The 26,353-nt window shown below is 63.7% G+C and carries 24 protein-coding genes; 15 read left to right on the top strand and 9 right to left on the bottom strand.

Annotation, left to right across the window (positions count from 1 at the left end; translation table 11 throughout):
* The first annotated feature begins 213 nt into the window (after positions 1-213).
* On the top strand, positions 214-1,479 hold the full coding sequence (gene rho, locus LB558_RS10765; protein ID WP_013528732.1) for a transcription termination factor Rho: 1,266 nt from the start codon (positions 214-216) through the stop codon (positions 1,477-1,479).
* Positions 1,480-1,615: 136 nt separating this feature from the next.
* Complete coding sequence (locus tag LB558_RS10770) at positions 1,616-2,572, top strand: DMT family transporter (protein ID WP_412033460.1); 957 nt, start codon at positions 1,616-1,618, stop codon at positions 2,570-2,572.
* Between the two features lie 2 nt (positions 2,573-2,574).
* Here LB558_RS10770 and LB558_RS10775 read toward each other — a convergent pair whose 3' ends face one another.
* A complete protein-coding gene (locus LB558_RS10775; protein WP_224697537.1) occupies positions 2,575-4,593 on the bottom strand; it encodes a thioredoxin domain-containing protein in 2,019 nt (672 codons plus the stop codon).
* A 61-nt stretch (positions 4,594-4,654) separates the two neighbouring features.
* Between LB558_RS10775 and mnmE the strand changes: the two genes are divergently transcribed.
* The 5 genes from mnmE (at position 4,655) to LB558_RS10800 (ending at position 10,507) form a co-directional block, all read left to right on the top strand.
* The gene (mnmE, locus tag LB558_RS10780) at positions 4,655-5,986 is read left to right on the top strand and encodes a tRNA uridine-5-carboxymethylaminomethyl(34) synthesis GTPase MnmE (protein WP_224697538.1); all 1,332 of its coding nucleotides are present in this window, start codon (positions 4,655-4,657) and stop codon (positions 5,984-5,986) included.
* Positions 5,987-6,182: 196 nt separating this feature from the next.
* Complete coding sequence (gene mnmG, locus LB558_RS10785) at positions 6,183-8,063, top strand: tRNA uridine-5-carboxymethylaminomethyl(34) synthesis enzyme MnmG (RefSeq protein ID WP_224697539.1); 1,881 nt, start codon at positions 6,183-6,185, stop codon at positions 8,061-8,063.
* A complete protein-coding gene (gene rsmG / locus LB558_RS10790) occupies positions 8,060-8,692 on the top strand; it encodes a 16S rRNA (guanine(527)-N(7))-methyltransferase RsmG (protein ID WP_224697540.1) in 633 nt (210 codons plus the stop codon). The genes mnmG and rsmG overlap by 4 nt, the downstream gene beginning before the upstream one ends.
* Positions 8,693-8,746: 54 nt before the next feature.
* Positions 8,747-9,547, top strand: a complete 801-nt coding sequence (locus tag LB558_RS10795; protein WP_224697541.1) for a ParA family protein — start codon at positions 8,747-8,749, stop codon at positions 9,545-9,547.
* Between the two features lie 69 nt (positions 9,548-9,616).
* Positions 9,617-10,507: a ParB/RepB/Spo0J family partition protein gene (locus LB558_RS10800; RefSeq protein ID WP_224697542.1), complete on the top strand. Its 891-nt coding sequence runs from the start codon at positions 9,617-9,619 to the stop codon at positions 10,505-10,507.
* A 268-nt stretch (positions 10,508-10,775) separates the two neighbouring features.
* Here LB558_RS10800 and holA read toward each other — a convergent pair whose 3' ends face one another.
* Complete coding sequence (gene holA, locus LB558_RS10805; protein WP_224697543.1) at positions 10,776-11,822, bottom strand: DNA polymerase III subunit delta; 1,047 nt, start codon at positions 11,820-11,822, stop codon at positions 10,776-10,778.
* Positions 11,823-12,207: 385 nt separating this feature from the next.
* On the opposite strand from holA, the gene LB558_RS10810 reads away from it, so the two are divergent.
* From LB558_RS10810 to lpdA, 4 genes are all read left to right on the top strand, one after another.
* Positions 12,208-13,440, top strand: coding sequence for a 3-methyl-2-oxobutanoate dehydrogenase (2-methylpropanoyl-transferring) subunit alpha (locus tag LB558_RS10810; RefSeq protein ID WP_224697544.1), 1,233 nt, complete (start codon positions 12,208-12,210; stop codon positions 13,438-13,440).
* 3 nt (positions 13,441-13,443) lie between these two features.
* Positions 13,444-14,457 carry an alpha-ketoacid dehydrogenase subunit beta gene (locus LB558_RS10815; protein WP_224697545.1) on the top strand — a complete coding sequence of 338 codons (1,014 nt, stop codon included), beginning with the start codon at positions 13,444-13,446 and terminating at the stop codon, positions 14,455-14,457.
* A 1-nt stretch (position 14,458) separates the two neighbouring features.
* Complete coding sequence (locus LB558_RS10820; protein ID WP_224697546.1) at positions 14,459-15,775, top strand: dihydrolipoamide acetyltransferase family protein; 1,317 nt, start codon at positions 14,459-14,461, stop codon at positions 15,773-15,775.
* 328 nt (positions 15,776-16,103) lie between these two features.
* Positions 16,104-17,516 carry a dihydrolipoyl dehydrogenase gene (lpdA, locus tag LB558_RS10825; RefSeq protein ID WP_224697547.1) on the top strand — a complete coding sequence of 471 codons (1,413 nt, stop codon included), beginning with the start codon at positions 16,104-16,106 and terminating at the stop codon, positions 17,514-17,516.
* Positions 17,517-17,684: 168 nt separating this feature from the next.
* On the opposite strand, the gene LB558_RS10830 is transcribed toward lpdA, so the two are convergent.
* Complete coding sequence (locus tag LB558_RS10830) at positions 17,685-18,788, bottom strand: saccharopine dehydrogenase family protein (RefSeq protein ID WP_224697548.1); 1,104 nt, start codon at positions 18,786-18,788, stop codon at positions 17,685-17,687.
* 114 nt (positions 18,789-18,902) lie between these two features.
* On the opposite strand from LB558_RS10830, the gene LB558_RS10835 reads away from it, so the two are divergent.
* Positions 18,903-19,331 carry an Lrp/AsnC family transcriptional regulator gene (locus tag LB558_RS10835; RefSeq protein WP_224697549.1) on the top strand — a complete coding sequence of 143 codons (429 nt, stop codon included), beginning with the start codon at positions 18,903-18,905 and terminating at the stop codon, positions 19,329-19,331.
* A gap of 78 nt (positions 19,332-19,409) precedes the next feature.
* Here the strand turns inward: LB558_RS10835 and LB558_RS10840 are convergent, their stop codons facing one another.
* The 5 genes from LB558_RS10840 to LB558_RS10860 all read right to left on the bottom strand — a co-directional run bounded on the left by LB558_RS10840 (position 19,410) and on the right by LB558_RS10860 (position 23,055).
* On the bottom strand, positions 19,410-19,664 hold the full coding sequence (locus LB558_RS10840; RefSeq protein ID WP_224697550.1) for a DUF1344 domain-containing protein: 255 nt from the start codon (positions 19,662-19,664) through the stop codon (positions 19,410-19,412).
* A gap of 191 nt (positions 19,665-19,855) precedes the next feature.
* Entirely contained in the window at positions 19,856-21,226 is a 1,371-nt protein-coding gene (locus LB558_RS10845; protein WP_224697551.1) for an ATP-binding protein, read from the bottom strand.
* Positions 21,223-21,900 (bottom strand): winged helix-turn-helix domain-containing protein, encoded by a 678-nt coding sequence (locus LB558_RS10850; RefSeq protein ID WP_224697552.1) that lies wholly within the window; start codon positions 21,898-21,900, stop codon positions 21,223-21,225. The genes LB558_RS10845 and LB558_RS10850 overlap by 4 nt, the downstream gene beginning before the upstream one ends.
* Positions 21,901-21,968: 68 nt before the next feature.
* Positions 21,969-22,766, bottom strand: a complete 798-nt coding sequence (locus LB558_RS10855; RefSeq protein WP_224697553.1) for a hypothetical protein — start codon at positions 22,764-22,766, stop codon at positions 21,969-21,971.
* Between the two features lie 31 nt (positions 22,767-22,797).
* On the bottom strand, positions 22,798-23,055 hold the full coding sequence (locus LB558_RS10860; protein WP_224697554.1) for a hypothetical protein: 258 nt from the start codon (positions 23,053-23,055) through the stop codon (positions 22,798-22,800).
* 262 nt (positions 23,056-23,317) lie between these two features.
* Here LB558_RS10860 and LB558_RS10865 point away from each other — a divergent pair, with 262 nt between their 5' ends.
* Entirely contained in the window at positions 23,318-23,953 is a 636-nt protein-coding gene (locus LB558_RS10865; protein ID WP_224697555.1) for a methyltransferase family protein, read from the top strand.
* Positions 23,954-23,963: 10 nt separating this feature from the next.
* On the opposite strand, the gene LB558_RS10870 is transcribed toward LB558_RS10865, so the two are convergent.
* Positions 23,964-24,449, bottom strand: a complete 486-nt coding sequence (locus LB558_RS10870) for a hypothetical protein (protein WP_224697556.1) — start codon at positions 24,447-24,449, stop codon at positions 23,964-23,966.
* A 207-nt stretch (positions 24,450-24,656) separates the two neighbouring features.
* On the opposite strand from LB558_RS10870, the gene LB558_RS10875 reads away from it, so the two are divergent.
* Together LB558_RS10875 and LB558_RS10880 are read left to right on the top strand one after the other, a co-directional pair.
* Complete coding sequence (locus LB558_RS10875; RefSeq protein WP_013528752.1) at positions 24,657-25,022, top strand: RidA family protein; 366 nt, start codon at positions 24,657-24,659, stop codon at positions 25,020-25,022.
* Between the two features lie 28 nt (positions 25,023-25,050).
* Complete coding sequence (locus LB558_RS10880; protein WP_224697557.1) at positions 25,051-26,283, top strand: amidohydrolase/deacetylase family metallohydrolase; 1,233 nt, start codon at positions 25,051-25,053, stop codon at positions 26,281-26,283.
* Positions 26,284-26,353: the final 70 nt, after the last annotated feature.

A 26,353-nucleotide genomic window follows, 5' to 3' on the forward strand; every position in this document is an offset into this window, starting at 1 on the left:
CGACCGGGAAACAGCGACAGGCATTGATGCGTTTCAAGCCTTCATAGGTCACGCAAAACGCAGCTTGCTCTTTCACCCGACCGACGATAAAAGACGGGTCTTCCTTCCCGTCATGCGCCGCCCCTCGTTGTTTTCGGCCGCGCCCGGCATTTGTCGCATCCCGCCGATATTTTCCCAAAGCCTACCCAGACTCCATCTATTCAAGGTCCGTCTATGCAAGAAATGAAACTCGCCGAGTTCAAGAACAAGAAACCGCCAGAGCTGATCGCTTATGCCGAATCGCTCGAGGTCGAAAACGCCAGTGTCATGCGCAAGCAGGAGCTGATGTTTGCGATCCTGAAGAAGCTGGCCGCCCAGGAGATCGAGATCATCGGTGATGGCGTGGTCGAGGTGCTGCAGGACGGTTTCGGCTTCCTGCGCTCCGCCAACGCCAATTATCTGCCAGGCCCCGACGACATCTATATTTCGCCGTCGCAGATCCGGCGCTTTTCGCTGAAGACCGGCGATACGGTCGAAGGGCCGATCCGCAGCCCGAAAGAGGGCGAGCGCTATTTCGCGCTGCTCAAGGTCAACACCATCAATTTCGACGATCCCGAGAAGATCCGTCACAAGATCCACTTCGACAATCTGACGCCGCTCTATCCGACCAAGCGGCTGAAGATGGAGATCGAGAATGTGACCACCAAGGACATCTCGGCCCGCGTGATCGACCTGGTCGCGCCGATCGGCAAGGGACAGCGCGCTTTGATCAACGCGCAGCCGCGTACCGGCAAGACGGTTCTGATGCAGAACATCGCCCACTCGATCACCGCCAACCATCCGGAATGCTATCTGATCGTGCTTCTGATCGACGAGCGGCCGGAAGAAGTGACCGACATGCAGCGCTCGGTGAAGGGCGAGGTGATCTCCTCGACCTTCGACGAGCCGGCGGTGCGCCACGTGCAGGTCGCCGAAATGGTCATCGAGAAGGCCAAGCGCCTGGTCGAACATGGCCGCGACGTCGTCATCCTGCTCGATTCGATCACCCGTCTCGGCCGCGCCTACAACACCGTCGTGCCGTCATCCGGCAAGGTGCTGACCGGTGGTGTCGACGCCAACGCCCTGCAGCGGCCGAAGCGTTTCTTCGGCGCCGCCCGCAACATCGAGGAAGGCGGCTCGCTGACCATCATCGCCACCGCCCTGATCGATACCGGCAGCCGCATGGACGAAGTCATCTTCGAAGAATTCAAGGGCACCGGTAACTGCGAAATCCAGCTCGACCGCAAGGTGGCCGACAAGCGCATCTATCCGGCCATGGACATCTTGAAGTCCGGCACCCGCAAGGAGGACCTGCTGGTTTCCAAGCAGGATCTGCAGAAGATCTTCGTGCTGCGCCGCATCCTGGCGCCGATGGGAACCACCGACGCGATCGAGTTCCTGATCGACAAGCTCAAGCAGACCAAGACCAATGCGGATTTCTTCGATTCGATGAACACGTAAAGGCCAGGCCGAAATCTCCCGGTCTGTGTATTGAAGCCCCATTCCGGAAAACCGGGATGGGGTTTTTCATTGTCCGAGGGCAGGTCGCTTTCCCGATACAGGGCGGCTGTATGTGGCGGCAGACGATTCTCCCTTCATGCAAAGCTCGTGTCTGCCATCTGGAAGCAGCGACGTGAAGAAGACAATCCCGACCCTGATCGGCTTTTCGGCCATACTGACCTGGTCGTTCCTTGCGCTGCTGTCGACCGCGGCGGGCTCGATCCCGCCGTTTCAGCTGGCAGCCATGACCTTCCTGCTCGGAGGGCTGGTTGGCGCCGGCAGCTGGATTGTCCGCCCAGGCGCGATCCGGTCGCTGCGGCAGCCATGGCCGGTCTGGGCGATCGGCACGGCTGGACTGTGCATCTACCACTGCGCCTATTTTTTCGCGATCCAGTCGGCACCACCGGTCGAGGTCAGCCTGATCGCCTATCTCTGGCCATTGTTGATCGTCGTCTTCGCAGCCTTCCTGCCCGGTGAAAGGCTCCGGGTTCACCACGTCGTCGGCGTCGTTCTAGGGCTTGCCGGGGCCATCGTGGTGATCACCAAGGGCGGCAATGTCGGCCTGGCCAATGGGGTGATGAAGGGCCATGTCATCGCACTGTTCTGCGCCTTCATCTGGGCTGGCTATTCCGTCCTGTCACGCCGCTTCGGCCAGGTCCCGACCGATGTCGTGGCCGGCTATTGCTTCATCACGGCGGCGGTCGCTTTCTCGCTGCACCTGATGCTCGAGACCACGGTCTGGCCGCAGACGCCGATGCAGTGGACGGCTATCGTCATTCTGGGCACCATTCCTCTGGGAGCCGGCTTCTACGCCTGGGATTTTGGCTGCAAGCACGGGGACATCATGATCCTCGGCGCGCTGTCCTACGCCGCACCGCTGTTTTCTGTGATCGTGCTGCTGCTGGCAGGGTTTGGTGTCCCCCACTGGTCGGTGGCGCTCGCCTGCGTGCTGATCACGATCGGCGCGGTGATCGCCGCCAAGGATTTGCTGTTCAAGGCGAGCCAAGCCGCGTCTTCCACCGAGGCGTTCCCCAAGCAGGCGGAAGGCGCCTGATCTTATTGGCGGGACAGAAGGCGCTTCAGCTCTTCCGGATCCGTCACAGCGGGAAGACAAACCTGGCCGGTGCAGAACCAGGCGCCCGCTTTATCGGTCGGCGGCAGGATCCCATCGGGCAGCAAGGGTCGATGCGCGCCCGTACCGATCGGCACGACGATGTCGACGCGGCGTGGATCAGGGTTTCGATTCGCCACCGGAACGAGCTTTGGGTTTTCCGGGGAATCGACGATGACCAGCTTCAGCGGCTCGATCGCCAGCGCGCAGGCGTTGACGATGCCGGCCTGGCCATAGGCCTGGTTTGCCGCGCGGCCGGCGGCATGCTCGGCGACTTGCCAGGCTTTTTCCTGCAACCCGAGATCGCCGGTGACGGAGGCGAGGCGAACGAGCGCTTCGACGATCTGGCCGGTGGCGGACGGAATGGCTTCATCGACATCGCCGCGGATACGGATCGGCACGTCGGTGCTGTCCGAAGCGGTCAGGTAATAGCCTGTCTTCTCGGTATCGACGTGCCAATGATCGAGCCGCCCGATGAACTGGCCGGCCTGGTCGACATAGCTCCAATCCCCAGTGGCCTCGAACAGCGAGATCGCTGCGTTGGTCATGGCGGCATAGTCGCTGGACAAAGCAGGGAACAGTTTTCTGGCGCCGAGCATCGAATGCGGCAGACGGCCGTCGCGGCTGGCAGTGGCGATATGAGTGAAGGCCTTTGCCGCCGCATCGATCCAGTCAGGCCGCGCCAGCGCCCGGCCTGCCTCTGCAAGCGCTGCGATCATCTGGCCGTTCCAGTCGGTGAGGGTCTTTGCGTCAAGGCCGGGCCTGACCCGCTTTTCCCGGACTGCAAGAAGTTTCGCCTTGAGCGGGCTGATCTCTTCGCGGTCGATCACGTATTGCGATTGCTGGGACCGTGTTTGGTGGACGACCGGCTTGCCTTCCCAGCCATACGGACTGGATAGGGTGAAGTACTTGAGAAACAAAGAGGAATCGTCACCAAGAGCGGCTTCGATCTCTTGGCTGCTCCAAGTGTAGAACAGACCCTCCTCGCCATCGCTGTCGGCGTCGAGACTGGCGGCAAAAGCGCCGCCGTCGACGCGCATTTCGCGCAGCAGCCAGTCGATCGTCTCTTCGATTCGCACCCGGAACAACTCATTGCCACTTGCGGCATAGGCCCAGTTGCAGAAGCGGATCAGCTGGGCGTTGTCGTAGAGCATTTTTTCGAAATGCGGCACCAGCCATTCGGCGTCGGTCGAGTAGCGGCTGAGCCCGCCGCCGATATGGTCGTAGATGCCGCCGCTGACCATCTGTTCGAGGCTGCTGAGGACGTCGTCGCGATGGGCGGCGTTGCCGTCGCGCAGCCAGGACAGCCACAGCGTTTGCATGAACGGCGCATTGGGAAATTTCGGCGCGCCGCGCAGACCGCCGAGATCGCGGTCGACCATGCCGTCTATGCCCCTGGCCAATTCCCCCAGCGCGTCGCGGTCGAGCACGGTTCTGGCATGCGAGCCGGCAAGCCGCGCCTCGACATGTGTCGTCAGGCCGTCGGCGCTCTGGTGTAGACTCGCCCGCTTTTCGCGCCAGGCCCTGTCCACCGCCTCCATCACCTGGATGAAACCAGGGCGGCCATAGCGCGGCTCGCGCGGAAAATAGGTGCCGCCCCAGAATGGCTTGCCGTCCGGGGTCAGGAACATGGTCAGCGGCCAGCCGCCCTGCTCGCCCATCGCGGAGAGCGCCGCCATATAGATCTGGTCGATATCCGGACGCTCCTCGCGGTCGACCTTGATATTGACGAACAGACGGTTCATGACGGCGGCGACGCCATCGTCTTCGAAGCTTTCATGCGCCATGACATGGCACCAATGGCAGGCGGCATAGCCGACCGAGAGCAGGATCGGCCTGTCCAGAGCCTTGGCCTCTTCGAGCGAAGCCGGCGACCAGGCCCGCCAGTGGACGGGATTGCCGCTGTGCTGCTGCAGATAGGGGCTGGCTTCTTCAGCAAGCAGGTTTTGCGCGGGCAGCGTCACGATGAACAAACTCGGGTGGTTGGATAGGCGTGAAGCTAGGGCGGTTCGGTAGAGCGGGCAAATGATTTCAGGCGATTCCATTGTAGCGCTGTCGAGCGGCCGGCTTCCGGCCGGCGTTGCCGTCATCCGCATTTCCGGCCCGCAGACTCGATTCGCAGTCGAAACGATCGCCGGGGGGATGGTTAAGGACCGCTCGGCAGTTCTGCGCAGGTTCACGGCGCCCGACGGGGTGGTGCTCGACACCGGCCTGATCATTTTCTTTCCCGGTCCAGCCAGTTTCACCGGCGAGGACGTCGCGGAACTCCACGTCCATGGCGGTCGTGCGGTGGTGGCAAAGATGCTGGAGACGATCGCAGGCCTTGACGGCGTCAGGCACGCGGAACCAGGCGAATTCACCCGCCGCGCCTTTCTCAACGGCAAGGTCGACCTGGTAGAGACCGAGGCGCTGGCCGATCTCGTCAGTGCCGAGACGGAGGCGCAGCGCCGCTTTGCTGTCCAAAATGCCGAAGGCGTTCAGAGCGAACTCTATCTTGGCTGGCGCCGCCGACTGATCCATGCCCGGGCCCTGATCGAGGCGGAGATCGATTTCGCCGATGAGGACGATGTCCCCGGTTCCGTTTCGGATACGGTTTGGTCCGATGTCAGAACGATGATCGGCGAGATCGACCGGCACATTGCTGGATTTCGCGCCGCCGAGATCATTCGCGACGGTTTCGAAGTCGTCATCCTTGGCGCGCCCAACGCTGGTAAGTCGAGTCTGTTCAATGCACTGGCGCGGCGGGATGCCGCTATAGTAACGGATGAGCCCGGCACGACGCGCGACCTGCTTGAAGTGACACTTGACCTTCAGGGGCTGCGGGTCAGGCTCACGGATACGGCCGGGCTGCGCGATGCGCCGGGCAAGGTCGAGGCGCTCGGCATTGAGAAGGCGAGGGCCAAGGCGCATGGCGCGGATCTCTTGCTGCTGCTCAGGGATGTCGCCGATCCCAGGGCGATCGGACCGCTGCCGACCGAGGCGCCGATCTTGGGTGTCGGCACCAAGCTCGATCTGCTCGCGGGCCGCGCGGCGAGCGACGCGGCGGAGGACTATGACCTTGTCATTTCGGTGAAGAACGGGACGGGCGTGGAGGAACTGCTGGCGGAAATCGGCCGTCGGGCGGCGGAAGCAGCAGGCAGTGTCGGCGATGTTTTGCCGTCACGTCTGCGCCACGTCGAATTGCTTGGCGCAGCGAATAGCCACCTGCTCCGGGCAACCGACGGCCAGACCGTCGGGCAGGAATTGCGCGCCGAGGAGCTGCGCCTTGCAGCAGACCGCCTCGGCCGAATCGTCGGGGCTATCGATGTCGAGGACATGCTGGACGTGATCTTCTCGCAGTTCTGCATTGGGAAATGACTCACGTGAAACAGTCGCTTACATGGGAGCGGATTGTGTGACTCACGTGAAACAACGGCGGCCCCCGATGACTCACGTGAAACAAGCGCGTGGCAGGTGCAAGGCTGTTTCACGTGAAACTCGTTGCGGAGTTTTCTTGACAGCACTGCTTGGCGGGGACATGTGTCCTTCAATCTTTTGAGTCTGGGAATTTGTGATGACCAATCACTATGATGTGGTTGTGGTAGGCGGCGGCCACGCGGGTTGCGAGGCGGCCAGCGCTGCCGCACGCGCTGGTGCGAGGACCGCGCTGGTAACGCTGCGGTTCGACACGATCGGCGTCATGTCGTGCAATCCGGCGATCGGCGGGCTTGGCAAGGGTCATCTGGTGCGCGAGATCGATGCCATGGATGGCCTGATGGGTCGGGTGGCGGATGCGGCTGGCATCCAGTTCCGCCTGCTCAACCGCCGCAAGGGCCCCGCGGTGCGCGGTCCCCGCACGCAGGCCGATAGAAAGCTCTATCGCCTTGCCATGCAGGAAGCGATTCGGAACCAGAACGATCTCGATGTCGTCGAAGGCGAGGTTCTGGACTTCGAGATCGTCGATGGGCGGATCACGGCTGTTCTCCTGGCCGACGGCAGGCGGCTTGCCTGTGGCGCCGTCGTTCTGACGACCGGGACCTTCCTGCGCGGGCTTATCCATATCGGCGAGAAGAAGATTGTCGCCGGCCGCATGAACGAACAGGCCAGCCTTGGCCTGTCGGCAACGATGGACCGCGCGGGCTTCAGGCTCGGACGGCTGAAGACCGGCACGCCGCCGCGGCTCGATGGCCGGACCATCGACTGGACGTCGCTGGAAAAGCAGGCCGCCGATGAAGATCCGGTGCCGTTCTCGCTAATGACCGATCGCATCGAGACGCCGCAGATCGACTGCGGCATCACGCGCACGACCACGGCCACGCACGAGCTGATCCGCGCCAATCTCGGCCGCTCGGCCATGTATTCCGGCTCGATCGAAGGCGTCGGGCCGCGCTATTGCCCCTCGATCGAGGACAAGATCGTCAAGTTCGGCGACAGGGACGGCCATCAGATCTTCCTCGAGCCGGAAGGGCTCGATGACGACACCGTCTATCCCAATGGTATTTCGACATCGCTGCCTGAAGACGTGCAGCTCGAGATCCTGAAAACCATCCCCGGGCTGGAGCGCTCAACCATGCTGCAGCCCGGCTATGCCATCGAATATGATCATGTCGATCCGCGCGAGCTGCATCAGACGCTGGAGACGAAGCGCGTTAGCGGCCTCTTCCTCGCCGGGCAGATCAACGGCACGACTGGTTACGAGGAGGCGGCCGGCCAAGGGCTGCTTGCAGGCCTCAATGCGGCGCGACGGGCTGCGGGCAGCGAGCAGATCGTGCTCAGCCGCACCGAGGCCTATATCGGCGTGATGGTCGACGATTTGACCAGCCGCGGCATCAGCGAACCCTACCGGATGTTCACCTCGCGGGCCGAGTTTCGGCTGTCGCTGCGCGCCGACAATGCCGATGAGCGGTTGACGCCGCTGGCGGCGAAACTGGGCATCGCCTCGGCGCAGCGGATGCAGCGTTACGAACATGTCATGCAAGGGCTAGACGAGGCGCGCGATCTGGCGAAGTCGCTCACAATGACGCCGAACGAGGCGGCGCGATACGGGCTGGAGATCAACCGGGATGGCGTGCGCCGGTCCGGTTATGAACTGTTGTCCTACCCCGATGTCGATGTGACCTGGCTGGCTCGTGTCGACCCGCGCTTTGCGGCGATCGACGGCAAGACGGCGGAGCGCCTCGAAACGGAAGCGAAATATTCAGTCTATCTGGATCGCCAGAAGACCGACGTCGCGCAGATACGGCATGAGGAGAGCCGGCTGATACCGGAGACCATCGATTTTGCCGGGGTGCCGGGTCTGTCGAACGAGCTGAAGCAGAAGATGCAGGCGCGGCGGCCGCGTTCCATCGCCGACGCCCAGCGCATGGAGGGCATGACGCCGGCGGCACTGGCAATCATTGTCGCGCATGTTCGGCACGCAGAGAACGCGCAGCGCCCACAAAGGGATGTTGCGTGAGTTCACTATCCCTAGAGAGCCTGCAGGATGCGGCAGGCCCGGTTTCACGTGAAACATTCGATCGGTTGGTGGCATTCGAGCAGATGTTCCAGAAATGGAATCGCAGCATCAACCTTGTCGCGCAATCGACGTCTGGCGATGTCTGGCAGCGTCACATCCTGGACAGCGCGCAGCTCGGGCGCATAGAGCCAACTGCCACGCGCTGGGTGGATCTCGGCTCGGGCGGCGGATTTCCGGGCCTTGTCATGGCCTTCCTGCTTGCCGAGCGCGATGGCGCCAGCATCGATCTGGTTGAAAGCAATCGAAAAAAAGCATCCTTCCTGCAGACCGTGGTCGGGCAGTTCAGCCTGCCGGCGCGAGTCGTGGCGCGCCGCATCAATGACAGCCATGCGCTTGTTTCGACACCGCAGATCGTCACGGCGCGGGCACTGGCCTCGCTTTCGACCTTGCTCGACCTGTCGGCGCCATGGCTGACGTCAGGCGCGCGCGGCCTGTTCCACAAAGGCCGGGATTATCGCGCCGAAGTGCAAGAAAGCGTTAACCGGTGGTCCTTCGATCTGGTAGAACATCCCAGTGTGACCGACCCTCAGGGCGTCATCCTTGAACTGTCCAACCTGCGACCTGTCTGATCCGCGACTGGTCAGACTCTTTGGCGACCCAAAATGAATTTCTGGCATAGACCCATGATGAAGAATGGCCCCCGAATCATCACCGTAGCCAACCAGAAGGGCGGTGTCGGCAAGACCACCACCGCCATCAATTTGGCGACTGCGCTGGCCGCGATCGGCGAAAAGGTGCTGATCGTCGATCTCGATCCGCAAGGCAATGCCAGCACCGGCCTCGGCATCGACCGCAAGGACCGCACGGTCTCGTCCTATGACGTGCTGACCGGCGAGCTGGAGCTGGAGGCCGCGGCCATCCCGACGGCGGTGCCTGGCCTGTCGATCGTGCCGTCGACGCTCGATCTGCTCGGTATCGAAATGGAGATCGCCTCGGCGCCCGACCGGGTGCTCAAGCTGCGCAATGCGCTGCGCGCCGCGACCGAGCGCGGGGCGCCGTTCGGCTATGTGCTCATCGACTGCCCGCCGTCGCTCAACCTTTTGACTTTGAATTCAATGGCGGCAGCCGATTCTGTTCTTGTGCCGCTGCAATGTGAGTTCTTCGCGCTCGAAGGTCTCAGCCAGTTGCTGGAAACGGTCGAGCAGGTGCGCCGCTCTATCAATCCCGATCTTATCATCCAAGGCATCGTGCTGACCATGTATGACGGCCGCAACAATCTCGCCAACCAGGTGGTGCAGGACGTGCGGGCACATATGGGGGACAAGGTCTACGAGACCGTCATTCCGCGCAACGTTCGGGTGTCCGAGGCGCCGTCCTACGGCAAGCCGGCGATCCTCTACGATTTGAAATGCTCGGGCAGCCAGGCCTATCTGCAACTGGCATCGGAAGTGATCCGCCGAGAGCGTAAATTGCGCGCCGCTTGATTAGCTCGGATGAATAGTCAAGAGCCGATTCGATACCGAAACGATCTGGAATGGCCAACTGGAATAAAGATGAGCGAAGACCTTTCAAGAAAGAGACTGGGGCGTGGGCTGGCGGCGCTGATCGGCGAGATCGATCGCCCAGTGGCGCCTGAAAAGCCTGGCATGAGCGCCGACGGCAAGGTGCCGATCGAGTTCCTGACCCCAAATCCGAAAAATCCGCGCCGGCATTTCGGCGACGCCGAGCTGACCGACCTCGCCCAGTCGATCCGCGAGCATGGCGTCGTCCAGCCGGTGGTGGCGCGGCCGTCGCCGACACAGGCCGGCCGCTACGAGATCATCGCCGGCGAGCGGCGCTGGCGGGCGGCGCAGCGCGCCGGGCTGTCCGAGATCCCGGTCATCATCCGCGAGGTCAACGACCGCACCGCGCTCGAACTGGCGATCATCGAAAACGTCCAGCGCACCGACCTCAATGCGGTCGAGGAAGCACTTGGCTATCAGCAGCTGATCGACGAGCACGGCTACACCCAGGCCGATCTCGGCCAGGTGATCGGCAAAAGCCGCAGCCATGTCGCCAATACGCTCAGGCTCTTGAAGCTGCCGGACGTGATCCGCGACATGCTGGTCGACGGCGCGCTGTCGGCGGGCCATGCCCGCACGCTGGTGACGGCGGAGGATCCAGCCGGCCTTGCCAAGCGCATCGTCGAAGAAGGACTTTCAGTGCGCCAGGCCGAAGCGCTGGCGCAGATGCCGGCCGGCACCAGCAGCGCCAGGGAAACCAGGCCCGCGCCAAGTCCTGACGAAAAGGACGCCGACACGCTGGCGCTGGAAAAGCTGTTGACCGACACGATCGGCATGATCGTGTCGGTGGATCACAAGGGCAAGGGCGGCGTGCTGCGGGTGTCATATCGGTCGCTGGAGCAGCTTGATGAGCTGTGCAGAAGGCTGAAGCAAGATCGGTAATTAGCCAGCGAAGTATATTCAGACCGGAGATTGCGCGCATGTGGAAAGGGGCTGGCCATTGAGCCGGCCTTTTCCTTTTGTGGCGCTGGTGATTGGCGAAATCGGTGCCGCCGCGAATCTCCCTCCTTGAGGGGGAGATGGCCGGCAGGCCAGAGGGGTTCGCCCACATCAAGCGCCGGCCCCCTGCGGCAACGAAGAAGAGGCCAGCGCTTCACGCGCAACGACCCCCTCTGTCGCCTTCGGCGACATCTCCCCCTCGAGGGGGAGATCAGGCTCGCTGCGCCAACCTGCTGCTCTCGACCGCTATGCCAAGCAGCGCCTGCCGTGCCAACGCCACGGAAAGATCCGGCCGCCGCCTGGTCTGCAGCACCGCCGTCTGCAGCCGGGTCAACGCACGGCCGAGCGCGTCGGTGCTCCAGCGCTCCAGCGCCTTCTCGACCAGCTTGCGCCGCGAGAAGAACACCGGCGGGCGAGCGGCGGCAACGACCGAGGCGGCGTTGCGGTTACCGGACTCCATCTGGCCGCGCATGACCTGGATCTGCTGCAACTGCCGCATCGCCGAAGACAGCACCAGGAAGGGCTGGCCGCCGGACTGGCAATGGCGGGTGAAGGCGGTATCGAAGTCGCCGATCTTGCCTTCGAGAAGCGCGTCGACGGCGTCGTCGAAAGAGGCGCCGGAGACGTCGCCCGACATCGCCTTGACCTCCTCCAGCCCGATCTCGTTCTGGCCATGGGCGTAGAGCACGAGCTTCTCGATCTCGCCGCGCGAGGCCAGCCGGTCGCCGCCGAGATTGCGGCGCAGCGCCTGCCTCGCCTCCATGGTCATCGACATGCCGGCCTTGCTCAATTCGACGTCGATGACGCCGTCGATGTCGCGCGCCTCATCGGCATAGCACGGCAGCGCCATGGCACTGTCCGCCGCCTCGACGATGGCGCGCAGGCCGACGCCCTTCTTGAGGTCGCCGGCCTCGATGAGAATGATGGCATCGCGCGCGGGCTCCGCCGTCAGCGCCTTGACGTCGTCGGCCAACGCCTTCTGGCCGCTGGCATTGCGCACCCACAGCAGGCGCCGGTCGGAAAACATCGGCACGGTGCGCGCCTCGTCGAGCAGGCGGCCTTCGTCGCGGTCGACTTCCGACCCCTCGAGCCGGACCACCGAGAACGGGTCGTCGAGCGGCAAGCCGGTCTTTTCGGCAAAGGCCTTTGCCCGTTCGGAGACGAGGCCGCGATCGGGGCCGTAAAGCAGGACGATCGAAATGCGCTGGTCCGGCTTCGCCAGCCAGCCATCGACCTCATATGCTTTCTTCTGTGCCATGGCGGGTTGGTTAGCATGATGCGGGCGTGGGGTGAACTGGGGTGTGGTGATTGGGGCAAAGGATGGTGCGCGTGGTTCTCTCGCAGTGTGGAAGATGGCGAAAGCGGCTTCTCGGTTTTCGCCAAGCATCAACGCTGCGAGGTGAGCATCCACCCGCTAACTTACTTATCTGGCCGGAAATCCGGCCCAACCTTGCGCCTAATTGCGCGCCACCACCCAACATCGACAAGAAATTTCGCCGACATATCTTCATCTTGGTGCGGGGGAGGCTGGATCGGCCGGCGCGGCCGGGACCGACGTCCGAAGGCTACCCGACGAATTCGCACTGGCCTGGCGGCGCAGATATGCAAATATCGGCGTCAGGCAACATTGGAGGACAAAGGTCATGGCCGATGCTGGGATGTTGCGTTTTCACGTTCCGGAGCCGGAAGTGCGGCCGGGCGGAACGCCGGACTTTTCCAATGTGCCGATCCCCAAGGCCGGCTCGGTGCCGCGCCCTGAAATCGATGTCGATCCGCGCACCATTCGCGATCATGCCTTCTCGATCATCCGCGTGCTGAACCGCACTGGCGAGGCCGTCGGCCCCTGGGCCGGGCTGCTCTCCGATGAGGAGCTTTTGGCCGGCCTGCGCCACATGATGACGCTGCGGACCTTCGATGCCCGCATGCAGATGGCGCAGCGGCAGGGCAAGACCTCGTTCTACATGCAGCATCTGGGCGAAGAGGCCGTGGCTTGCGCCTTCCGCAAGGCGCTTGAACCCGGCGACATGAACTTTCCTACCTATCGCCAGGCCGGGCTGCTGATCGCCGATGGCTACCCGATGGTCACGATGATGAACCAGATCTATTCCAACGAGGCCGATCCGCTGAAGGGCCGGCAATTGCCGGTCATGTATTCGTCGAAGGAGCACGGCTTCTTCTCGATATCCGGCAATCTGGCGACGCAATACATCCAGGCGGTCGGCTGGGCGATGGCCTCGGCTATATCGAACGATTCGCGCATCGCAGCCGCCTGGATCGGCGACGGCTCGACGGCCGAATCCGATTTCCATTCGGCGCTGGTGTTCGCCTCCACCTACAAGGCGCCAGTCGTGCTCAACGTCGTCAACAACCAGTGGGCGATCTCGACCTTTCAAGGCATCGCGCGCGGCGGCTCGGGCACCTTCGCGGCCAGAGGCCTTGGCTTCGGCATCCCGTCATTGCGCGTCGACGGCAATGATTATCTCGCCGTCCATGCGGTCGCCAAATGGGCGGCGGAACGGGCGCGCAGCAATCTCGGGCCGACGCTGGTCGAATATGTCACCTACCGCGCCGGCGCGCATTCGAGCTCGGACGACCCCTCGGCCTATCGGCCAAAGACCGAATCCGACGCCTGGCCGCTCGGCGATCCGATCGTGCGGCTGAAGAACCATCTCATCGCGCTCGGCGTCTGGTCGGACGAGCGGCACGCGCAGGCCGAGGCGGAAATCCTCGACACGGTGATCGCTGCGCAGAAGGAAGCGGAAAGCCACGGCACGCTGCATGCCGGCGGCAAGCCATCGACGCGCGATATGTTCGAAGGGCTCTATGCCGACATGCCGCCGCATCTCAGACGTCAGCGCCAGCAGGCGGGAGTCTGAGCCATGCCGAGACGGACCATGATCGAGGCCATTCGCGATGCCATGGATGTATCGATGGGGCGCGACGACAAAGTCGTCGTGTTCGGCGAAGATGTCGGCTTCTTCGGCGGCGTGTTCCGCTGCACGCAGGGCCTGCAGGCCAAATACGGCAAGAGCCGCTGCTTCGACGCGCCGATCAACGAATCCGGCATTGTCGGCTCGGCCATCGGCATGGCAGCTTATGGGCTGAAGCCGTGCGTGGAAATTCAGTTTGCCGACTACATGTATCCGGCCTACGACCAGCTGACCCAGGAAGCGGCGCGCCTTCGCTACCGCTCGAACGGCGATTTCACCTGCCCGATCGTGGTGCGCATGCCGACCGGCGGCGGCATTTTCGGCGGCCAGACGCACAGCCAGAGCCCGGAAGCGCTGTTCACCCATGTGTCGGGGCTGAAGACGGTGGTGCCGTCCAACCCGCATGACGCCAAGGGGCTTTTGATCGCGGCGATCGAGGATCCGGATCCGGTGATCTTCCTCGAACCGAAGCGGCTCTACAACGGTCCGTTCGACGGTCATCACGACCGGCCGGTGACGCCATGGTCGAAGCATGAGCTCGGCGAGGTCGCCGACGGCCACTACACTGTCCCGCTCGGCAAGGCGGCGATCCGCAGGGCGGGTTCGGCGGTCACGGTGCTCGCCTACGGCACCATGGTCTATGTCGCGCAGGCCGCGGTCGAGGAAACCGGCATCGATGCCGAGATCATCGATCTCAGGACGCTGCTGCCGCTCGACCTCGACACGATCGTCGCCTCGGTCAGGAAGACCGGGCGCTGCGTCATCGTGCACGAAGCGACGCTGACCTCCGGCTTCGGCGCCGAACTGTCGGCGCTGGTGCAGGAAAACTGTTTTTATCACCTCGAAGCGCCGGTTGCTCGGGTTGCCGGCTGGGACACGCCCTATCCGCATGCGCAAGAGTGGGATTATTTCCCCGGTCCCGCCCGCGTCGGCCGTGCCTTGCTTGAAACCATGGGAGCCTGAGATGGGCGAACACATCATCAAGCTGCCCGATGTCGGCGAAGGTGTCGCCGAGGCCGAGCTGGTCGAATGGCACGTCAAGATCGGCGACATGGTGCGCGAGGACACTGTGCTTGCCGCCGTCATGACCGACAAGGCGACAGTCGAAATCCCGTCGCCGGTCGATGGCGAGATACTGTGGCTGGGCGCCGAGATCGGCGACACGGTGGCGATCGGTTCGCCGATCGTGCGGCTGAAGGTGGCGGGCGAGGGCAATGCCAAGCCGCAAGGCGGCGAAGTGGAAGCGGTGTCCGCTGAGCCTCCGGCAAAACTTCCGACCCCGAAGCCCGCGGCGGCTGCGCCGGTCGTGAAGACATCGCCAAAGAGCGACGAAGCTGAGGCGAAACCGGCGGCCTCGCCGAAAAGCACGGCGCAGCCTTCCGTCTCCGGCGCACCGCGTCCCGAAGGCGAGAAACCGCTGGCTTCTCCGGCCGTGCGTCTGCGGGCAAAGGAAGCCGGCATCGATCTCAGGCAGGTTGCGGGATCCGGGCCGGCCGGCCGCATCGGCCATGAGGACATCGAAGCTTTCCTGGCACGCGGGCCACAGGTCGGGAGGACATCCGGCCTTGCCCGCAGCGACGCTGTCCAGGACATCAAGGTGGTCGGCTTGCGGCGCAAGATCGCCGAGAAGATGTCGCTGTCCAAATCGCGTATCCCGCACATCACCTATGTCGAGGAGATCGACGTCACAGCGCTCGAGGACTTGCGCGCCGCGCTCAACAAGGAGAAGCGCCCGGGCGTGGAGAGGCCGAAGCTGACTCTGCTGCCGTTCCTGATGCGGGCGATGGTCAAGGCGATCGCGGACCAGCCCAACCTCAACTCGCTGTTCGACGACGAGACCGGAATCATCCACCAGCATGGCGGCATCCATATCGGCATTGCCGCGCAGACGCCGTCGGGCCTGGTGGTGCCGGTGGTCAAGCACGCGGAGGCGCGCGACGTCTGGGAGTGCGGCGCGGAGGTCATCAGGCTGGCCGAGGCGGCCAAGTCCGGCACGGCGACACGCGACGAGCTGTCCGGCTCGACCATCACCATCACCTCGCTTGGCGCCATGGGCGGCGTGGCGACGACGCCGGTCATCAACCATCCCGAAGTGGCGATCATCGGCGTCAACAAGATGATGGTGCGGCCGGTGTGGGACGGCACCCAGTTCATGCCGCGCAAGATGATGAACCTGTCGTCGAGCTTCGACCATCGGGTCATCGACGGCTGGGACGCGGCGGTGTTCATCCAGCGGATAAAGACGCTGCTGGAAACCCCGGCGCTGATCTTCGTGGAGTGAGGGCGGAGATGTCGGCGGGACAGCGCCCCTGTCTGCTCTGTCGGGCCGGTTTTCTTCTTACGATGTTGAAAGTTGGCGAAAGCAGTGGAGCGCGTAATCTCCCCCCTCGAGGGGGAGATGGCCGGCAGGCCAGAGGGGGTCGGTACGACTGGACGCGACCGCCTTGCGCGACAGACGCAAGCTGGCGCTCTACGCCCGGCGACCCCCTCTGTCGCCTTCGGCGACATCTCCCCCTCGAGGGGGGAGATTACGCGCTTCAAGGGCGGCGCGAAGGATCGCTGCCCAACGTTATCTGCCTTCCAGCACCATTGTGAACCAGGGTGTCATTATGAAAGAAATCTCCTGCAAGCTGCTGGTCATCGGCGCCGGTCCCGGTGGGTACGTCTGCGCCATCCGTGCCGGACAGCTCGGCGTCGACACGGTGATCGTCGAGGCGGGCAAACCGGGCGGCACCTGCCTCAATGTCGGCTGCATCCCGTCCAAGGCGCTGATCCATGCGGCGGAGGAGTTCGAGAAGGTGTCGCACATGGAAGGCGGCAACAGCCCGCTCGGCATTTCGCTCACCGCACCGAAGCTCGACCTGGCGAAAACGATCGCCTGGAAGGACGGCATCGTCAGCCGGCTCAACAGCGGCGTCGCCGGCCTGCTTAAGAAGGCCGGGGTGAAGACCGTTCATGGCTGGGCGAGCTTTCGCGACGGCAAGTCCGTCGCGGTCGAGACCGAGACCGGCGTGCAGGTTATCCGGGCGGAGACGATTGTGATCGCCACCGGTTCGGCGCCGGTCGAGCTGCCGTTCCTGCCGTTTGGCGGTCCGGTGATTTCCTCCACGGAGGCGCTGGCACTGAGCGAAGTGCCGCAAAAGCTCGCGGTCGTCGGTGGCGGCTATATCGGGTTGGAACTCGGCATGGCGTTTGCAAAAATGGGCGCCAAAGTGACCGTGGTCGAGGCCTTGCCGCGCGTGCTGGCGCAGTATGATGCGGAGTTGACCCGGCCGGTGGTCAAGCGGCTCGCCGCGCTCGGCGTCGAGCTGATGCTGGGCGCCAAGGCCAAGGGACTGTCGCCCCAGGGACAGGCGGGCAAAGGTGACGCGCTGCTGGTCGAGACCTCGGACGGCAAGAGCGCCAAGGTTCCGGCCGACAAGATCCTGGTCACGGTCGGCCGCAAGCCGGTGACCGAAGGCTGGGGGCTCGAGCAGATCGACCTCGACAGGGCCGGCAAATTCATCCGCATCGACGACCAGTGCCGCACCTCGATGCGCGGCATCTTCGCCATCGGCGACGTCACCGGCGAGCCGATGCTGGCGCACCGGGCGATGGCGCAGGGCGAGATGGTCGCCGAGATCATTGCCGGTCACAAGCGCAGCTGGGACAAGCGCTCGATTCCGGCTGTCTGCTTCACCGATCCGGAACTCGTCACCGCAGGCCTGTCGCCGGAAGAGGCCAAGGCGCTGGGCGGCGAGATCAAGATCGGCATGTTCCCGTTCGCCGCCAACGGCCGGGCGATGACAAAGCTGGGCGAGGATGGTTTCGTCCGTGTCGTGGCGCGGGCCGACAATCATCTGGTGCTCGGCATGCAGGCGGTCGGGCAGGGCGTGTCGGAACTGGCGGCGGCGTTCGGACTGGCGCTGGAGATGGGCGCGCGGCTGGAGGACATCGCCGGCACCATCCATGCGCATCCGACGCAAGGCGAGGGGTTCCAGGAAGCGGCGCTCAAGGCGCTGGGACACGCGCTGCATATTTAGAGGCAGCGTGATCTCCCCCCTTGAGGGGGAGATGGCCGGCAGGCCAGAGGGGGTCGGTTCGACCGGACGGGACTTCCTTGCGACAGATAGAGGTTGGCGCTTTACGCCCGGCGACCCCCTCTGTCGCCTTCGGCGACATCTCCTCCTCAAGGGGGGAGATTAAGCTCTTCAGCTCGCCAGCCGGCTCACCATTTCGTGCTGGGCATAGGCGCGCCCGAAGCGGTTGGCGAGGAAGGCGTCGAGCGCGATGTCTTCCTGCTTGATGAAGCCCGTCGCCGGCAGGCTGCCGTCGGCCAGCATGTCGAGCACGGCGCAGATGCCGGAGGCGGTGGTGATCTGGATGGCGCTGCGCACCGTCTCGCCGATGCGCTGCGAGTAGACCTTGTTGGCGTAGGTCTCCTGCAGCAGGCGGCCGTTCTTGCGGCCGGAGACGGTCACGAAGACGATGACCACGTCCTGCAATGTCGCCGGCAGGGCGCTTTCGAAAATGTCCTTCAGCACGTCGCGGCGGTGGCGCAGGCCAAGATCGTTTAGCAGCGCCTTCATGATCGCGGCGTGGCCGGGATAGCGGATGGTGCGGTAGTTGAGCGTGCGCACCTTGCCCTTCAGCGTCTCGGCCAGCGTGCCCAGCCCACCCGAGGTGTTGAACGCTTCGTAGGTGACGCCGTCGAGCGAGAACTCCTCGCGCTCCTCCAGCGGCGGCACCTCGACCAGTTCGCCTTCGACGATCGCCTCGCAGGGTTCGCAATATTCGTTGATGACGCCGTCGGTGCTCCAGGTGAGATTGTAGTTCAGCGCGTTGGAGGGGTATTGCGGCAAAGCGCCGACGCGCATGCGCACGCTCTCCAGCGAATCGAAACGGCTGGCGAGATCGTTGGCGACGATCGAGATGAAGCCCGGCGCCAGGCCGCATTGCGGAATGAAGGCGTTTCTGCCCGAGCGCGCCAGTTCCTTGACCCGGCGGGTGGAGACAACGTCCTCGGTCAGGTCGAGATAGTGCACGCCTGCACTGGCCGCGGCCTCGGCGATGCGCGTGGTCAGATGGAACGGAGCGGCGCTGAGCACCGCGAACTTGCCAGCGAGTGCGGCTTCCAGGGTCCCGGCGGCTTCGATGTCGAGCTCCAGCGTCGCAACCGTGGCCGGCAGTTCGGCGGCAGCGAGCTGTGCTGCCGAGCGGTCGACGAGCGTGACCTGATAATCCCCCGTCGCGGCGAGCATCTCGGCAATGGTCGAGCCGATCTTGCCGGCGCCGACAACAACAATTTTCTTCATGACAAATCCCTCACTGATTGTGATCCCAGATTCGCAGCTTGCCCGTCGAATGGAAGCGTGGAATTGTTCAAAACGAAACTCTGGTTGCACACTATGCCGAAGGGAATCGTCGAAATGCTCAGCGACGCCGAACAGGCGCTACTTTCCTTGCTGCGCGAGAATGCGCGCGCCTCGACCGCCGAGCTCGCGCGCAAGCTTGGCGTGTCGCGCACAACCGTGCAGAGCCGCATCGAGCGGCTGGAGCAGCGTGGCATCATCACAGGCTATGGCGTGCGGCTGGCGCCGGACTACGAGCAGGGGCTGGTGCGGGCGCATGTGCTGCTCACCGTGACGCCCAAGCTTGCCGACAAGGTGGTGCGCGGCCTGCGCGCCCTGGCGACGGTCAGGACGCTGCATTCGGTCAGCGGCAATTTCGACATGATCGTCATCGTCGACGCGCCATCGATCCGCGACCTCGACATGCTGCTCGACCAGATCGGGGCCATGGATGGGGTCGAGCGGACCCTGTCGTCGATCATCCTGTCGACGCGGATCGATCGCTGAGCGGCGGGATCAAAACCGGCAAAGTGGCGTGTTCGCCCGTGGCGAGAAACCGGGCGCTGACGGCCCGGTCGCCTCGCATTACTTCGCGGGCTGGATGTTCGAGACCAGCGATTTGCCGGATTTCGTTGAATAGGTGACAATCACCTTCTCGCCGACCTTGAGCGTTTCAACCTCTATGCCCTCCGGCAGGTTCAGTGTCTTGCCGTCGGCTAGCGTGATGGCGTCGCCCTTGGCATCGACATTGACGATGGTGCTGGTAACCGTCCTGGCAAGGGCTGCCGTCGATGATGCGGCCGCCAGCACTGTCGCCGCGGCGATGACGAATTTCTTCATGGTCATTTCTCCTGATGTTGTCGTGGTGCCGAAATGGCCCGGCCTCGATACGGCCGTCAAATGTCGGCTTGCTTCCCTCGATTCGAGAGAAGATCGGTCGATATTAGCGAGCCGAGTTGTCAGGCAGTTGGCCGGCGCCTTACGGATGTGTAAGACGAAAGCCGCCGAAAGTCCGCACGTCAGTTCGCCGGCTAATTTGGCGCCAAGGGAAAACTCACCGCCACCGCAAGCCCAGGCTGCTCATCGCCTAGCGTAATCGATGCACCGTGCAGATCGGCGATGGCCCGGACAAGGCTGAGCCCGAGGCCGCTGCCTGATGTCGAGCGGCTGTGGTCCAGCCGGTAGAGCCGCTGGAACACTTTCTCGCGCTCTTCCGCGGGAATGCCGGGACCATTGTCGGCGACGCTGGCAACGACGTGTTCGTCCTGGCGCCTCACCGACAGCTTTATCGTCGTGCCTGGTGGACAATGGCGCAGCGCGTTCTCGACCAGATTGGCGAACATCTGCGTCAGCAGCTCGCGATCGCCATGGATCAGATCCGTCGTTTCCCGCGGGTGCGCCAACGACAGCGACTTTCCGTCGTCCTCGGCAACCTCGGCATAGATCTCGGCGATGGTTTGCAGCACCTCGCCCAGATCGACGTCGGTGAACCGCGCCCGGCGGGCGCCGGCCTCGATCTGCGCGATGCGCAGCAGGGCATCGAAGGTCTCGTTGATCTGCAGGCTCTCGGCATGCGCCTCCGCCAGTTCAGCGGCGATTTTCTGGCCCGACAGGTTCTTTTCAGACGCGGTGTCGAGGATCATCTGCAACCGGTTGAGCGGCGTCTTCAGATCGTGGGCGATGTTGGCGCTGACCTGTTTCATGCCTTCGACCAGGGCTGACAGGCGATCGAGCGCGGCATTGACCTGGCTGGAGACGATGTCGATGTCGTCGCCCTTGCCGGTCAGGGGAATGCGGGTGTCCAGCCGTCCATGCGAGACATCCACCATGGTGGCGGCGATGCCGTCAAGACGGCGCTGGACGCGCGAGGCCAGCAGGGCACCGCCGGCGACCGCCAGCCCGGTGATGATCAGCGTTGCCCAGCCGAAGCTCAGCAGCGCCACCTCTTCCAGTTCCTCCGTCTCGGAAAGGCTGAAGGCGACCGTCAGATTGTTGCCGCCGATCGAACCGGAATAGGCGCGGTATTCGCTGTCCGGCGGTACGCCGGGCAATACCGCGTCGAACATCGAGAAGCCGTCGGGAAGCCCCGCCGCGGTGAAGTTGCCGGCCAGATGGTTGCCGGCCGCGTCGGTCAGCGAAAACAACTGTTCCTTCTTGGGGCTGAGTTTTGCATGGCTTTCGATCGTGGCAACCAGGTCCTCGAGGTCGTTCTGGGCATAGGTCGCCGTCACCACCGAATAGGTTTCCTTGATGTTCTCGTCGAGCCGTTCGGCAAAATCGGCGCTCATCATCTGGTAGACGATGGCGCCCGACAGAACGAAAGCCAGCATGAACAGGAAGGCGAAGGTCAGGGCAAGCCGGAACGGCGTGCTGCGCAGCAGGCGGGACCATGTTCCGGTCATGACGGCGCGTGCAGGCTGTAGCCGGTGTTGCGAATCGTGTGGATGAGCTGGATTTCGAACGGTCTATCGATCTTGGCCCGCAGCCGGCTGATATGGGTCTCGACGACGCTGGTCCTGGGATCGAAATGAAAATCCCAGACGCGCTCCAGAAGCATGGTGCGTGTGATGACGCGGCCTTCGCCGCGCATCAGCACTTCCAGCAGGCTGAACTCCCGCGGCTGCAGGTCGATCGGCTGGCCCTGCCTGACAACGCGCCGCATGATCAGGTCCATTTCGAGGTCGGCGACCCGCAGCACGGTTTTCTGCTCCTGCGCCGCCGGCCTCCGGCCAAGCGCGTTGATGCGGGCGAGAAGTTCGGAAAAGGCAAAGGGCTTGACCAGATAGTCGTCGCCGCCGGCCTCCAGCCCCTCGACGCGGTCGTCGATGCCGCCGACGGAGGTGAGAAAGATCGCCGGCGTCCGTACGCCCGCGGCGCGCACCGCCTTGACCATCGACAGGCCATCGAGGCCAGGGATCATGCGGTCGGCGATGATCACGTCGTAATTGCCCCGGGTCGCCGCGAACAGCGCGTCATGCCCGTTGCGCAGGAGGTCGCAGACATGGCCGGCCTCGGTCAGTCCCCTGACGATATAGTCGGCCGTCCTGTGGTCGTCCTCGACGAGAAGCAGTCGCATGAAAGGTCCGGTCCGTTGCCGAGCTGGAGAGGCTACCACCGGCACGGGCTTTCTGGCGAAGTTTTGTCCTAATCCGATCCCAGCAAGATTTCGTCGGCGTCGCCCGCTGTTTTCTTGAGCGTCATGTACAGGACGAGGGCGATGATGCAGCCGAGGAAGATCAGGCTGGTGAAAATGGTGCCGAAACCAAGACCCCCGTATTCTACCGGTTGCGACAGCAGGTCGCCGAACGAGGCGCCAAGCGGCCGCGTCAGGATATAGGCGAGCCAGAAGACCAGGATGGCGTCGAGATGCAGCAGCCAGTAGGCGAGTGCGATCAGCGCAATCGCACCGCCAAATAGCAGCCCGGTGGTGAGGTAGCCCATGTCGAAGCTCTCGGCGACGAGGTCGCCGGCGGCGGTGCCGAGCGAGAAGGTCAGCAGGATCGCCAGCCAGTAGAAGATCTCGCGCCTGGTGGTGAAGATGGTGTGGATCGACAGCGTTCTTTCGCTGGCGTACCAGACCGCGAATGTCGCGGCGAGCGCCACCGAGAAGGCAATCGTCGTCGTCTGCAGGCGCACGCCGAAATTGTCGACGAGATTGTCGGTGATCAATGTACCGACGACGCTGATCAGCACCACCGCCAGCCAATAGGCCCACGGCACATAATTTTTTTGCGCGAACTGCAGGACGATCGCGACGATCAGGACGCCGGTCATGATCAGCGATGTCACGGTCAGCCCAAGGCCGAGATTGACGGCGAGATAGTCGGCCGCCGTCTCGCCCATGGTCACCGCCATCAGCTTGACCAGCCAGAAATCGACGGTGACGTCCGGAACCCTGTTGAGGCTTGGTCCGGCGGGGTATTGCGTGTTGGGCGAGAGCATGGCGATGTCCTGAGGCTGGTGGTTCGCGGAATTACTTGCCCATGACCTTCATGGCCTGGGCGAAGAAGTCGTCGGCGCGTTTGTCGTCGTCCGCATTGCAGCGCTCGATGCCCTTGGTCTCCAGCTCCGAGACCTTCGTCTTGTCAGCGGCGCTGAGCGCGGCCGTTGCCTCCGCGGCGCGAAGGGTTTTCAGCGTCTCCTCGCAAGGCGCGGTGGCGGCAAAGACGGTGGAAATCGAGCTGGAGACGGCGACGGTGCCCACTGCGATCGCAAGCGCAAATCTTTTCATGAAACCATTTCCCTGTTTGATGCCGGTGGTCCGGCTGCGCAAAATAGTCCGGCCCCTAAATGGCAGGCCGGCCTCCGAACGATAGGCAAGCGAGTTCACGTCAACCTGTCTGGCGGCATACAAATTCGTAAGAATGGGTGTGGGCCGCGCAAAAGGCCTTTACGAACGCCGCACGGTGCGCTGATAGAATGAAGACGCCTTGCATCCGCCATCAATGCGGCGACCAGTGCGCTAACGTCTGTCGAAGTCACGGAAAACACCGATGAGCTATGCGTCCCTCAAGCCGGCTTCTCAGGCTTTCGACCAGCGCAAGCGGCTGATCTTCGTGCGGGTCGCGGCGGTGGTGGCGGTGCTCCTTCTGTTTCTCACCAAACCGGCCCTCAGCGAGGGCTCGGACGGGCATGAGACGCTCGAATTCTTCGGCTTCTGCCTGGTGCTCGCCTGTGTCGCCGGACGGCTCTGGAGCATTCTTTATGTCGGCGGCAAGAAGAACGAGGAACTGGTCTCGTCGGGACCGTTTTCGACAACGCAAAACCCGCTTTATTTCTTCTCGACGGTCGGCGCGGTGGGCGTCGGATTGCTCTACGGTTCGCTGATGGCGGCGGTGGCGCTGGGCGCCGCCAGTTTTTTCATCTTTCGCGTCACGGCGCGCAAGGAAGCCGAATTCCTGCTCGGCAAGTTCGGCCCGGCCTACCTTGCCTATATCAAGAACACGCCCAGGTTCTGGCCAAATCCGCTTCTCTACCACGAAGATGACGAGCTGCGGTTCTCGACGCGCGCGCTCAAGCGCACATTCTTCGACGGGCTCTACTTCCTCGCCATCTTCCCGGCCATCGAACTGGTCGAGCATTTCCGGGCGACCGGCCTGTTGTTCCCGGCCTTCGTCACGCTTTACTGATCAGCGGGTTCTAGCTGCCGAGCGGATGCGGCATGTAGCCGACGAAGCCTGATATCTTCCAGCTGCCGCCGACCTTGCTGCAGAAATACAGCGTCTGCCATTTCAGGCGGTCGACGCTGCCGTCCGCCTTGGCGACCGAGCCGTCGAATTTCTTGTGCAGCACGGCGCGGTCGCCGTCGACGTCGATGTCGCGCATGTTGGTGACGCGAAACAGCGCCTCGCGCAGCGGCTCGGCGAATTTGGTCGCCGCCGTCTCTCTGGCCTGGCGCAGCCATTCGTCGCGGTAGACTTCGAGCCTTGGAAACTGCAGCCGCCAGGCGTCGGCATTGCTGAGGAAATGCGCGTGCATGCCGAAGAAGCTCTCGGCGACGAAATCATCCTCGACCATAGCCCAGTCCCGGCCGATGAAGGCGTCGATGTCGCGCCGCACCAGCATTTCCCAGAGCGCGTGGCGATCGGCATCGCCTGATGGAAACGGGTTCTTGTCGTAGGTCATTGCTGGGTATCTCCGCTCTGTGCGTTGCGGCTTCCAAGCCGCCCGTCAGCGCGTACGATGCAAGCGCTCTTGTAATAAAGCAACGCGGATTTCGAAGAATGTTGCTTTCCAACAAGCCCTCTATGAGGATCGCCCCGATCGGGGTAAATGTCGATCGAAGCGGACGCCCCCACGGCATCCCGTCCTGTCATCAGAGGAGGCTTGTTCTTGCCGAAACAGTGTTTTGGAACGTCGCATGTGCCGCTGTCGCCAGCCGTGCGGGCCGGCGATCTCGTCTATGTCTCGGGCCAGGTTCCCGTCGGCAGCGACGGCATCGTGGTCAAGGGCGGCATATCGGAACAGACCGAGCAGGTGCTCGCCAACATCAAGGCCGCGCTGGCGTTGGCCGGCTGCACAATGGACGATGTGGTGAAGACCACGGTCTGGCTGGAAGACGCACGCGATTTCGGCGCCTTCAACGCGGTCTATGCCAGGCACTTTCCAAAAAACCCGCCCGCCCGCACCACGGTCGAATCGCGGCTGATGATCGACATCAAGATCGAGGTCGAGGCGGTCGCCTACCGGCCTCTGTAGGCAAAGCAACAAAGCGGAGGTGACCCCAATGCAATTCGACCTCCTGCTGAAAGGCGGACGGCTGATCGATCCGGCCGCTGGCCTCGACGCTCCGCGCGATGTCGCCATCGCCAATGGCCGCGTTGCCGCTGTCGATGCCGATATCCCGGTGGACAGCGCCGCGCAGATCGTCGATGCCGGCGGCTGCATCGTCGCGCCGGGCCTGGTCGACCTGCACAGCCACGTCTATTGGGGCGGCACGTCGCTTGGCGTCGATGCCGATCGGCTGGCCGCCAAGAGCGGCACCACCACCTTCATCGATGCGGGCAGTGCGGGAGCCGGCAATTTCCTCGGCTTCCGCCGCCACGTCATGGAGCGCTCGAAGGTGCGCATCCTGGCCTATATCAACATTTCCTTTGCCGGCATTTTCGGCTTCTCGCAGACGGTGTCGGTCGGGGAATGCAGCGACCTCAGGCTGTGCGAGCCGCGCGAGGTGGTGGCAGCCGTGCGCGAGCACCGCGATGTCGTGGTCGGCGTAAAAGTCCGCTCGGGCAAGCATGCCGGCGGCACCAGCGGCATCGCGCCGGTCGATCTCGCGCTGGAGGCTGCCGACCAGGCCGGCCTGCCGCTGATGGCGCATATCGACGAGCCGCCGCCCGGCCGCTCGGAAGTGCTGCCGCGGCTGCGCAGGGGGGACATCCTCACCCATTGCTTCCGGCCTTTCCCCAATGCGCCGGTGTTCGCTTCCGGCGCGGTGCGGCCCGACATGCGGCTGGCACGCGAGCGCGGCGTCATCTTCGACATCGGCCACGGCATGGGCTCGTTCGATTTCGCGGTCGCCCGCGCCATGCTCGAGGAGGGGCTGGCGCCGGACGTGATCTCGAGCGACGTGCATCTCTACTGCGTCGACGGACCGGCCTTCGACATCCTGGTCTGCATGTCGAAGCTCCTGGCGCTCGGCATGCCGCTGGTCGAGGTCCTGCGCGCCGCGACGCAAGCGCCCGCGCAGGCAATCGCGCGGCCTGATCTGGGCACGCTGGCGGTCGGCACCGTCGGCGACGTCGCCGTGCTTCGGCAGTGCCCGGGCCGCTTCACCTTCGTCGACGCGGTCGGCGCATCGCTGGTCGCCGATCAGCGGCTGGTGTCGGAAGGCATCGTTATCGGCGGCACCTGGTGGCCGAACGAGGCGGCTGATCACAACGAGACCGAGCGTTTCGTGGCGCAGGCGTCGCATACGCATGTCGAGGTCGCGGCGCGGCACTTTGGGCATCGGCATGATTAACTAATCTCCCCCCTCGAGGGGGAGATGGCCGGCAGGCCAGAGGGGGTCGGTCCGACCGGACGCGGCCTCC

The sequence above is a fragment of the Mesorhizobium sp. CO1-1-8 genome, from assembly GCF_020164875.1.
Lineage (GTDB): Bacteria > Pseudomonadota > Alphaproteobacteria > Rhizobiales > Rhizobiaceae > Mesorhizobium.